The organism is Anaerolineae bacterium (genome assembly GCA_013178015.1).
GTDB lineage: Bacteria > Chloroflexota > Anaerolineae > DRVO01 > DRVO01 > Ch71.
Genome location: JABLXR010000080.1, coordinates 1 through 11054, shown reverse-complemented (window position 1 = coordinate 11054; position 11054 = coordinate 1). Strand labels below are relative to the sequence as shown.

The following is an 11054-nucleotide window of genomic DNA, read 5'->3' as shown; positions in this document are numbered from 1 at the left end:
GCCGGTGATCAGCGTACGTCTGTCCTCCGAAGCGGCGCTGGGCCTTCTCCAGCGCCGCCGGCGACAGGTCGCATAGCGCCACGATCTCCACCCCCTCCATGGCCGCCAGGTTCTCCAGGTGCGAGGTGGCTATCAGTCCGACTCCGATGAATCCGATCCTGGTTGGCATACCGGCCCCTCCGATACCGCAGGGAAAGGAGAGATGGAGAGAGGGGGAGACGCGGAGACGCGGTGAAGCACCGCCTGCATCTCCTCCCTACCGTCCTCCTCTCTCCTTTTGCCGCCTTGTTGTCCCTCTGCGTCTTTGCGTCTTTGGGTGAGATCCCTGTCCTCATGTGCGGTAATGGGCGTTGATGGAGACGTAGTCGTGGGAGAGGTCGCAGGTCCACACGGTGACCGATTCCTGCCCCATGCCCAAGTCCACAGTGATGGCTACGTCCTCCTCGGCCAGTATCTCCGCCGCCCTCGCCTCATTCACGTCGTGGGGCCGACCCTGTCGCACCAGGTGCAGGTCGCCCAGCCACAGATCCACCCGACCCGGGTCTACGGGCACGCCGCTGTAACCCACAGCGCAGAGGATGCGGCCCCAGTTGGCGTCCCGGCCGTAGATGGCCGTCTTGACCAGAGGAGAGTTAGCCACCGACATGGCCGCGGTTCGGCCCTCCTCCCACGTGCGGGCCCCCTTCACCTGGATGGTAACTCGTTTGGTGGCCCCTTCGCCGTCGAAGGCCACCATCTTCGCCAGCTCCACCGCGGTCGTCGTGACTGCGTCTCGCAGATCCCCGAAGCCCTCGCTCTCGCGCCCCTCGATGGTCGGGTTGCCGGCGGCCCCGTTGGCCAGGAGCAGCAGGGTATCGTTGGTACTCATGTCTCCGTCCACCGTGATGCAGTTGAAGCTGCGATTGGTGGCGTAGACCAGGATCTGCTCCAGGGCTGCGGGCGACACGGAAGCGTCGGTGACGATCAGGGAGAGCAGGGTGGCCATGTTGGGGCCGATCATTCCCGCGCCCTTGGCCATCCCCGCCACCGTCACCGTGGCGCCCGCCACCTGAGCCCGTAGGGCGAACTCCTTGGGGCGAGTGTCCGTGGTCATGATGGCGCGAGCGGCATCGTGACCACCCGCGGAGGACAGCGACTCCGCTGCCCGCGTCAGCCCGGCGCCCACCTTGGCCAGGTCGAGCCGCTGACCGATGACACCGGTGGACATGACCAGGACACGGTTGGCATCAACCCCCAGGGCCCGCCCCGCCAGCCTGGCCATCTCCCGGGCGTCCTCCTCGCCCTCGGGACCGGTGCAAGCGTTGGCGCAGCCGCTATTGATGGCCACCGCCCGCACTCCCCTGGGATCGGAGTCGATGGCGTCACGGTCGTACAGCACCGGTGCCGCCTGGAACCGGTTGGTGGTGAAGACGCCAGCGCAGCAGGCCGGCCTCTGGCTCAGCACCAGCGCCAGGTCCAGCATGCCCTCCTTCTTCAGGCCGCAGTGGACCCCAGCGGCAACGAAGCCGGGAACGTCGGTAATGCTTCCATCCTCCATGCGGTATGTCCGCCCCACGGATATCCTCCGATCCTCAACTGGCCACTCTCTCAGAGACTGGCGACTCGGCGCCTGCTCACCTTCCGAGCACGCCCATGAGACACCTCAAGCGCTCGGTGGTTCGCCGAAGGCTGTCACAACGAAGACTGGCCACGTCCGGACGCCAGCCCCTCGGTCTGGACGACACGAATTCTATGAGACGCGAGGTATATGCCGGCCCCACGGCCCGGCCGCTCCCCCTGCGTGGTATCATGTCCTCGCGGATGTCGCGCCGCCGCGATGACCGCGCCAGATCAACCATGGTCCTCTTCGGGTCGTCTAGTGCCTCTGGGTCCTCAGGGACCCTGGCGATAGGGAGGTCGAGAAAGGAGGCAATCCTCTCTCGATCTGCTAACAACCAGGCCTCAACTGCACGAACCGCCACCCGAAAGCACATCCATGGCGCGGCATCGGGCAGCCAGAGTTGCCGAAGCAACGGCGCACACTCCGCATCATGGTCGAGGTCAACCAGAACCAGCCATAGCGCATGTTGGGCTGCGTTGTTATACCCACGTATCCTCTGCCGCAGTTGGGCTTTGCCGCTCTTACCGTAGACAATGCCCGCCGTTGCACCTAAGGACTCCAGCACACGGCGAACGACCGCCTCATCCACGTCTCCTTCTACAGCACAGGAGACAGACACAGACGTGGCGCCACCCATCTAGCGATCCCCGAACAGCGGCAGCTGCTCAGCGCGCTCAGGCCGCGTGCTGGGAATGACCGCCTCAGCGAGAGTCACTCCCCCCTCCAACAGGGCGAGGATCTGCTCGAAGTGGCCTGCAGCCTCGATCGTCGTTCCCTGGAGGCCCGGGTGCAACAGAAGCACCTCATCTACCCCGATGCCCTCGTCGCGGAGTAGGTCAGCCGAGTGCGAACTGACAATGATCTGCCGTCTCGATCGCCGTTGGACGCGGGCGAACATCTGAGGCAGGAACCGGACGATCTCAGGATGGAGCGAAAGCTCGGGCTCTTCCAGCAAGAGGGGGCCGCCTCCCTCCATGAGCGCCCACAGAAGCCCTATCAGCCGGAGAGTGCCGTCGGAGAACTGCTCCTCGGTCTGCCATGCTCCCTGCGGACGCCAGTGCTCGTACTTGCCGCGGAGGTGCGGGGTACCCCTTTCATCCCGCCAGAGCTCGATGTCCCCGAGCTGAGGCACCGCGACGCGCAGAGTGTCTCTGACTCTCTTGAGGCGCGCCTTACGCGTGCGCTCATCGGTCTTGGCGATCTGCTCTAGGAAGTCACCTCCGAAAGGGTCATTGGAGCGGCCGACAGAGCGGTCTGGCTCGCGAATGAGCTGTGGCACGACGTGAAGGTACCGCACGGACTGGAAGAACGTCGCCACGTCCCGGAACTCACGGTTGACGTTCACCTGCTCTAGGTGGGTCTGGGTCAAGCGCTCTGGGTCAGCCTGATCGTCGGCGTCGGGCCGATCGAGCAGGATCTCTTCGCCCCGGATCACCTGTTCCTTCCTGATCAGCGGGCGGCGCTGTTTGTCCTGGTTGAAACACAGCTCATACCCCCACCGGGCAGAGCTTTCCTCCGCCTCAACGACGACTCTCACGGTGACGTCAGAGTAGCGTCGAGCAGAGAGACAGCGGATGGCACTCACACCACCGCGGCGCCGCACCGCCTCCTGAAAACCACCTCCAGGTGTTGCCAGATCACGCAGGAATCGAAACACATCCAGGAAGTTCGACTTGCCGGAGGCGTTCGGGCCTACGAGGAACACTCGCCTCTGCAGGGGTACCTCCGCCTGCGCGAAGTTCTTCCAGTTCCCGAGGGCTACCTGGGAGAACCTTGCCGTGCTCTTTGCTATCCTGTTCACCGCACACCCTCGTCCCTCATCCCCACGCGAGGCCGCACCGCCTCTCGCTACAGCGAGCCCCTGCTACCGGCACGGAATCAGTCGCGCTTGAACTGGGTGTAATCGGGTTGGGGCAGGCCCTCGGCGAGGCCGTCAGCCGCCAGAAGCGCCCTGACTTGCAGAGGCAGGCCGAACAGGTTGATGAACCCCTTGGCATCCGTCTGATCGTACACGTCGTCGCGGCCGAAGGTGGCGAAGTCTTCGCGGTAGAGGCTGAACGGCGAGCGCCGGCCTACGGGCCAGGCATTGCCCTTGTACAGCTTCAGCCTGACCGAGCCCGTCATCTTCTCCTGGGTCTTGGCCACGAAGGCATCCAGCGCCTCCTTCAGGGGCGAATACCATAGCCCGTAGTAGACCAGCTCAGCGTATCGCTGTGCCACCACGTCCTTGTAGTGCATGGTCTCTCGGTCCAACACTAGGCTCTCCAGCTCCCGGTGCGCCGTCAGCAGCAGCGTGCCGCCGGGCGTCTCATACACGCCTCGGGACTTCATGCCCACCAGCCGGTTCTCCACCATGTCGCAGCGGCCCACCCCGTGCCGGCCTCCGATCTCATTGAGCTTCTCCACCAGGGCCACCAGCCCTACCCGCTCCCCGTCCAGGGCCACGGGCACGCCCTTCTCGAAGTCCACCACCAGGTACTCCGGCGTGTCGGGCGCGGCCTCAGGAGCCACGGTGCGCATGAACATCCCTTCGTCGGGCTCAGACCACGGATCCTCCAGATCGCCTCCCTCGTGGCTCAGGTGCCACAGGTTGCCGTCCCGGCTATAGATCTTCTTGGCCGTGGCCTGGACCGGAATCCCGCGCTCGGCTGCGTATTGCAGGCAGTCCTCGCGGGAGCTCAGGTCCCACTCGCGCCACGGCGCAATTACCTTGAGCCGCGGGTTGAGAGCCTTGTAGGTGAGCTCGAACCGTACCTGGTCGTTCCCCTTCCCTGTGGCGCCATGCGCCACCGCGTCCGCGCCTTCCTTCTCCGCCACCATGACCTGGTGCTTGGCGATGATGGGCCGGGCGAACGAGGTCCCCAGCAGGTACTTGCGCTCGTAGACTGCGCCGGCCTGGACGGTGGGCAGGATGAAGTCCCGCACGAACTCCTCGCGCAGGTCGTCAATGTATATCTTGCTGGCCCCGGTCCTGATGGCCTTCTCCCGCAGCCCCTCCAGATCGTCGCCCTGCCCCACATCGGCCGTGTAGGCGATCACCTCACAATCGTAGTTCTCTCGCAGCCAAGGGATGATGACGGACGTATCCAGCCCGCCCGAGTAGGCCAGAACCACCTTGCGTACCTGCTGTTTGCCTCGCATCTAGCGCCTCCCACCTGCGAGTGGCGGCCAGCTGGTGGACAGTAACGCCAAGGGATCTCGCTTGCCCTTGGGCGCTCTGCCCCACCCCTACCTACCACCGCGGACTATCTGCCATCCCAGCACGCCCACCGCCGCCACCACCGCCAGAGCTGCGAAAGGAGCGAAGGCGTGGAACGCCAGGTGGGCGACCAAAGCCAGCACCACGCCCAGGAGCACCAACCGCAACCTCATGTCGGGCAGCAAGACGGCCAGCTTGGCCGTCAGGGCGGGAAAGCCCTTGAGCCCGAAGTCGAGAGCGGCGGCATAGTACCGATTGGCTTCCTCGTGTCGCCCCAGGGCCGCCAGACTGGTAGCCAGGGCGTAGTAGATCTGCCCGCTCACTTCCTTGCTGTTCTCGACCACCTGGAGCAACTGATCCGCCGCCAGGTCGTAGTCCTTCTGCAGAACGGCGATCTGCCCCAGCAGGCCGCGAGCCATATGGAAGTAAGGGTCGAGGTCGAGCGCATCCACCAACAATTCGCGCGCCTGAGCATAGTCCCGGCGACGGGCGTGGATGATGGCTTGGTTGGAGCGCACCGTGGCGGCAACATAGGGCCGGCCCTCCCACAGGTGCTCGTTCTGGGATATGAGCTCCAGCGCTACATCGCTCTCCCGACGCTGCATGGCCAGGTAGACCTGTCCCATCCGCACCAGGGCCAGCAGATCCTCGTCCTCGCCTGCCCGCCGCTCGGCTTCCGCCAGTTCCGCCTCCGCCTCTTCGTGCTCCTTGAGGTCCACGTGCACCTGGGCCAGGCGGACGCGAGCTTCTACATTGTCTGGATCGAGCTCGAGGGCACGGTCAAGCTCCTCCTGGGCCTCGTCCAGCTCATCGGCGAAGTAGTGCTCCGCGCCCCGCAAGGCGTGAGCTTCGGCGTTGTCGGGCTCGTCCTCAAGCACGTCTTCCAGTTCGGCGACAGCCTCCTCGCCCAGGCGCATCCGACTGTAGCAGCGGGCCAACAGGAGGCGGGCCTCGACGTCCCTCGGCACTTCCTCCAGATAGCGCTCCAGCAGATCGGCCGCCCGGTCGGGGTCGCCCCGCCAGTACTCCTCTCTTGCCTTGGTCAAGTCCTCGGCCGGAGCCATGGCTACTCCGCTCCGCTGCCCCTGGGGCTACCGGCGGCCGTCTGAGTCCGCTGCAGAGCGTGGTACTCCTGCAACGAGCAGACGCCCGGATCGCCTTCGAGGAGCGCCAGGATTCCCTCGACAGCGGCAGAGGCGGCTGACAGCGTAGTCATGCAGGGTACGTTGTAGGCCACAGCCGCCCGGCGCAGCGCTCCTTCATCGCTGAAGGAGGCCTTGCCCAGTGGCGTGTTGATGATAAGGTCTATGTCCCCGTTCTTGATGTAGTCCACCCCGTTGGGCCGCCCCTCGCTCACCTTGCGGATCGTCTCCACATCCAGGCCGTAAGAGCGCAAGAACGCAGCCGTGCCGCCGGTAGCGAGCAAGCGAAACCCCGCCTGAGCCAGGCTAGTGGCGATGGGAAGCAGGTTCGGCTTGTCGTTGTCGTTGACGCTCAGAAAGGCGGTGCCACTCGTCGGCAGAGGGCAGGACACCCCCATCTGGGCCTTAGCGTAGGCGAGGCCGAAGTTGGCTCCCACGCCCATGGCCTCACCAGTGCTGCGCATCTCTGGCCCTAACACCGTGTCCACGCCGGGAAACTTGATGAAGGGCAACACCACTTCCTTGACGTAGTAGGCATGCGGCTCCACTTCCTCCGTGAAACCTAACTCACCCAACGTATGACCCAGCATGACCTTGGTGGCCAACTTGGCCAGCGGATGCCCAATGGCCTTGCTCACGTAAGGGATGGTGCGGCTGGCCCGGGGGTTAACCTCCAGCACGTACACCACGCCCTCCTTCATGGCGTACTGCACGTTCATTAGCCCCCGCACGCGCAACGCCTCGGCCAGTCGCCGTGTGTACTCGCGCATGGTCTCGGCATGCTCAGGCTTCACCATGTAGGTGGGGATGACGCAGGCGCTATCGCCCGAATGGACGCCGGCGAGCTCGATCTGCTCCATGATGCCCCCGATGACCGAGGTCTCCCCGTCGCTGATGCAGTCCACGTCCATCTCGAAGGCGTCCTCGAGGAAACGGTCAATCAGCACCGGGTGCTCGTGGGTAACCTGGACCGCAGCCCGCATGTAGCGCTCCAGCTCCTCCTCATCGTAGACGATGGCCATGGCCCGCCCGCCCAGCACGTACGAGGGCCGAACCAGCACCGGGTACCCGATCTTGGCCGCGACCTCCCGCGCCTCCTCAAAGGAAGTAGCGGTCCCGTTCTCGGGCTGCGGGATTCCCAGACGTAGCAGAAGATCCCCAAAGCGCTCCCGGTCCTCGGCCAGGTCTATGCTATCAGGGGAGGTACCCAGGATGGGCACACCGGCGTACTGGAGCCCCTCGGCCAGCTTCAGGGGCGTCTGTCCTCCGAACTGGAGGACCACCCCCCTAGGCCTCTCCACGTCCACCACGTTGAGCACGTCTTCTAGGGTTAGCGGTTCGAAGTAGAGCCGATCTGAGGTGTCATAGTCGGTGCTGACCGTCTCCGGGTTGCAGTTTATCATGATGCTTTCCAGGCCCAGTTCCTGCAGAGCAAACGAGGCGTGGGAGCAGCAGTAATCGAACTCGATGCCCTGGCCGATCCGGTTGGGGCCACTACCTAGAATGATCACCTTGTCCCGGTCGGTGGGGTCGGCCTCGCACCTGGTTTCATAGGTGGAGTAGAGATAGGGAGTGAAAGCCTCAAACTCGGCAGCGCAGGTGTCCACGCGGCTGTAAGTGGGGCGCACGCCCAACTCCAGCCGGCGACGCCTAACCACAAGCTCCGGGAAGGGAGTGTCGGCACTGCGGCCCACCCCGAGCAAGTGCGCCAACTGAGCGTCGGAGTAGCCCAGTCGCTTAGCCCGCCAGAGCAGGTCGCGCGACACTGTCTCCAGCGACTGACCCACTAGTTCCCGCTCGAATTCCACCAGGCGCTCGATCTGGCGCACGAACCAGGGATCGATCTTAGTCAGGTCGGCAACCTCCTTCCGCGACATCCCCGTCTCGAGGGCGTAGCGCATATAGAAGATGCGATCGCGGTTGGGAGTGACCAAGCGCTCCCGCAGGCGCTCGGGCTCTATGTCGTCCCGGCCGTCGGCGCCCAGCCCGTGCCGATCCATCTCTAGTGAGCGCACCCCCTTCTGCAGCGCCTCGATGAAGGTTCGCCCGATAGCCATCACCTCACCCACAGACTTCATCTGGGTGCCCAGGGTTTCATCGGCACCCGGGAACTTCTCGAAGTTCCATCGGGGGATCTTGACCACCACGTAGTCAATGGTGGGCTCGAAAGAGGCCGGAGTGACACGGGTGATGTCGTTGCGCAGCTCATCGAGGGTATAGCCGACTGCCAGCTTGGCGGCGATCTTGGCGATGGGGAAGCCGGTAGCCTTGCTCGCCAGGGCCGAACTCCGCGACACGCGCGGGTTCATCTCAATGACCACGATACGCCCGTCGTAGGGGCTGATGGCGAACTGGATGTTCGAGCCTCCCGTCTCCACTCCCACCTTGCGGATGATGGCCTTCGCCTGGTTGCGCATCCGCTCGTATTCCTTGTCGGTGAGCGTCTGCGCCGGGGCCACGGTGATGCTGTCGCCCGTGTGCACCCCCATGGGGTCGAAGTTCTCGATGGAGCAGATGACAACCACGTTGTCGTTCAGGTCGCGCATCACCTCCAGCTCGAGCTCCTTCCATCCGATGACCGACTCCTCGATGAGGATCTGGTGGATGGGGCTGATGTTGAGCCCGCGCTGAGCCAGTTCCCGGAACTCCTCGATGTTGTAGGCGGTGCTGCCGCCGGTGCCACCCAGAGTGAACGAGGGTCGGATGATGGCCGGAAAGCCCACTTCCTTCACTACGGACAGAGCCTGGTCCAGTGAGGTCGCCAGCCCCGACCGAGGTACCTCCAGCCCAATCTCCTGCATGGCAGCGCGGAAGAGGCTGCGGTCCTCGGCGATCTTGACCGCTTCCTGTTTGGCCCCGATCAGCTCCACCCCGAAGCGGTCCAGCACCCCGGCCTCGGCCAACGCCACGGACACGTTCAGTCCCGTCTGGCCCCCTACCGTGCTCAAGAGCGCATCCGGCCGTTCCCGCTCGATGATCCTGGCCACCGTGTCCATGTCCAATGGCTCAATGTAGGTACGATCGGCCAGCTCAGGATCGGTCATAATGGTGGCTGGGTTCGAGTTCACCAGCACCACCTCGTACCCCTCCTCCTTCAGGGCCTTGACGGCTTGGGTGCCGGAGTAGTCGAACTCGCACGCCTGTCCGATCACGATGGGCCCGGAGCCGATGATCATTATCCGGTGGATGTCTGTCCTTCTAGGCATCTGTCTCTTTCTCGGTCTGGTGGACCTCAAGGGATGGGGCAGCCGCTCGCGATGTCCCCGCCTCGCTCAACCCCGTTCCGCTTCCATCATCTCTATGAAGGGATGGAAGGTCATGCTGGAGTCGTGGGGGCCCGGTGAGGCTTCGGGATGAAACTGTACGCTGTAGATGGGCACGTTCCGGTGGCGCATGCCCTCGAGCGTGTTGTCGTTCAGGTTGACGTGGGTAATCTCGATCTCGCTTAGGTCGAGGGTGGCGGTGTCTATAGCGTAGTTGTGATTCTGGGAGGTTATCTCCACCGCGCCAGTGCGCAGCACCTTGGTGGGCTGGTTGAAGCCGTGATGCCCGAACTTGAGTTTGAACTTACGCCCCCCGGCTGCCAGGCCCAGTATCTGGTGGCCGAGACAGATACCGAAGATGGGCTTGACGCCACAAAGCGCCCGAGCCGTCTCCAGAGTCTCGGGCACCGACTCGGGATCGCCCGGTCCGTTGGCCAGTAGGATTCCCTCCGGCTCTAGCCGAAGCAGCTCTTCGGCCGAGGTGTCATAGGGGACCACCGTCACATCGCAACCGGAGTCGACCAGGCGCCGAAGTATGTTGAACTTCACCCCCGTATCCACCACCACGACCCGGTACGGCCGGCTGGGGGCAGGCAGGGCGGGCTCGCTGTAGCCGTACGCTGATGCCATCCACTCCGGAGGCGTACCCTCCTCCCAGTGGTAGGGCTCGCGGGTGCTGACCTGCGCCACCAGGTGCTGTTCCGAGATGTCGGGGGCCGTCTGAGCCTTGCGGACCAGGCTGTCCTCGTCGAGGTCGTCAGTGGAGAGCACTGCCTTCATCACGCCGAATTGGCGCAGGTGCCTGGTCAGGGCGCGCGTGTCTATGTCAGTCACGCCCATGACCCCGTGCCGGAGGAGGAACTCCGGCAGGCTCTCCTCCGAAAGCCAGTTGCTGGGCTCCTCGGACACATCCCGCACAATGAGGGCCTCCACTTGAGGCCCCCGGGATTCGTAGTCCAGGCGGTTGATGCCGTAGTTTCCGATGTGAGGGTAGGTCATGCACACCATCTGGCCCTTGTAGGAGGCGTCGGTAAGCACCTCCTGGTAGCCAGTCATGCCGGTGTTGAAGACCACCTCGCCGGTGCGCTCCCCGATCGCCCCGAAGGCACGTCCGCGGAAGATGGTGCCGTCCTCAAGTGCCAGAATCGCCTGCAAGCTGTACTCCATAGTGTCTCAGAGTCGAACTATGCTGGGACCACGCGGAGCGGGCCGTGTCAGGACTACCTTCCCCGACCTCCGCTTCGCCAGGCATCAGCTCGGCCATCCCCAGCAGCTAACCTTCGCCTCACTCGAGCACTCGGACAGCAGCCCCGGATGCCAGAACGAGCAGCGCCAGGCGCTAGCTGGGGTCTCTCGTCTCTGCCTGCTCTAGCTCGAGCACTTCACTGCCAACCCACTCAAGCACGTCGGCCTGGCAAGCAGCAATCAGAGCTTCCACCGCTTCGGCCTCGCGCCGCACCCGGACGGCACAGCGGTCGTCGAAGCGGCGGTTCACGTAACATGCATCCGGGTAGATGCGGATGGGCAGCCTATCCGGTTGCTCCTCGCTCGCCCGGGCTTGACCCCTCGCTCACTTCGCATCCCCTCACCGGCTCCCACGTGCCAAAGAGCCCACAGGGGAGCGCCGCCCCTTGAGCGCCTGGCCCCACTGTGGGCTCATTCCTCGCGTGAACGAGCGGGCCTCGCCCGCCGACCGATTACTATATCACAACTCCAGCGCCATCGCTAACTCGTCACAGTCGGGGAACTTGGGGCAGTCCAGACACTCGCCCCAGACTTTGCGCGGCAGGGACTCCTTGTCCACCACTCGAAAGCCCAGCCGCTCAAAGAAGGCTCTCTCGTACGTGAAG

At 64.3% G+C, this 11054-nt stretch carries 9 protein-coding genes; all 9 read right to left on the bottom strand.

From position 1 onward, the window contains the following. Positions 1 to 169: Gfo/Idh/MocA family oxidoreductase (locus HPY83_18960; protein ID NPV10031.1), on the bottom strand; the 169-nt coding region annotated here is incomplete at its 3' end. A 162-nt stretch (positions 170 to 331) separates the two neighbouring features. Next, entirely contained in the window at positions 332 to 1537 is a 1206-nt protein-coding gene (gene argJ, locus HPY83_18955) for a bifunctional glutamate N-acetyltransferase/amino-acid acetyltransferase ArgJ (protein NPV10030.1), read from the bottom strand. 700 nt (positions 1538 to 2237) lie between these two features. Further along, positions 2238 to 3401: an ATP-binding protein gene (locus tag HPY83_18950; GenBank protein ID NPV10029.1), complete on the bottom strand. Its 1164-nt coding sequence runs from the start codon at positions 3399 to 3401 to the stop codon at positions 2238 to 2240. 77 nt (positions 3402 to 3478) lie between these two features. Continuing rightward, the gene (locus HPY83_18945) at positions 3479 to 4741 is read right to left on the bottom strand and encodes an argininosuccinate synthase (GenBank protein ID NPV10028.1); all 1263 of its coding nucleotides are present in this window, start codon (positions 4739 to 4741) and stop codon (positions 3479 to 3481) included. An 87-nt stretch (positions 4742 to 4828) separates the two neighbouring features. Then, positions 4829 to 5863, bottom strand: a complete 1035-nt coding sequence (locus HPY83_18940; protein ID NPV10027.1) for a tetratricopeptide repeat protein — start codon at positions 5861 to 5863, stop codon at positions 4829 to 4831. A gap of 2 nt (positions 5864 to 5865) precedes the next feature. Further along, positions 5866 to 9147 (bottom strand): carbamoyl-phosphate synthase large subunit, encoded by a 3282-nt coding sequence (carB, locus tag HPY83_18935; GenBank protein ID NPV10026.1) that lies wholly within the window; start codon positions 9145 to 9147, stop codon positions 5866 to 5868. A 66-nt stretch (positions 9148 to 9213) separates the two neighbouring features. Further along, entirely contained in the window at positions 9214 to 10359 is a 1146-nt protein-coding gene (carA, locus tag HPY83_18930) for a glutamine-hydrolyzing carbamoyl-phosphate synthase small subunit (protein ID NPV10025.1), read from the bottom strand. 184 nt (positions 10360 to 10543) lie between these two features. Further along, a complete protein-coding gene (locus HPY83_18925) occupies positions 10544 to 10699 on the bottom strand; it encodes a hypothetical protein (protein NPV10024.1) in 156 nt (51 codons plus the stop codon). Positions 10700 to 10909: 210 nt separating this feature from the next. Continuing rightward, the coding region (locus HPY83_18920; GenBank protein NPV10023.1) for a GNAT family N-acetyltransferase at positions 10910 to 11054 on the bottom strand (145 nt) is incomplete at its 5' end.

Bases quoted from the DNA above. Each gene is read 5' to 3' on its own strand.
- HPY83_18945 (NPV10028.1), bottom strand. From the start codon at position 4,741: ATGCGAGGCAAACAGCAGGTACGCAAGGTGGTTCTGGCCTACTCGGGC.
- argJ (NPV10030.1), bottom strand. From the start codon at position 1,537: ATGGAGGATGGAAGCATTACCGACGTTCCCGGCTTCGTTGCCGCTGGG.
- HPY83_18940 (NPV10027.1), bottom strand. From the start codon at position 5,863: ATGGCTCCGGCCGAGGACTTGACCAAGGCAAGAGAGGAGTACTGGCGG.
- carB (NPV10026.1), bottom strand. From the start codon at position 9,147: ATGCCTAGAAGGACAGACATCCACCGGATAATGATCATCGGCTCCGGG.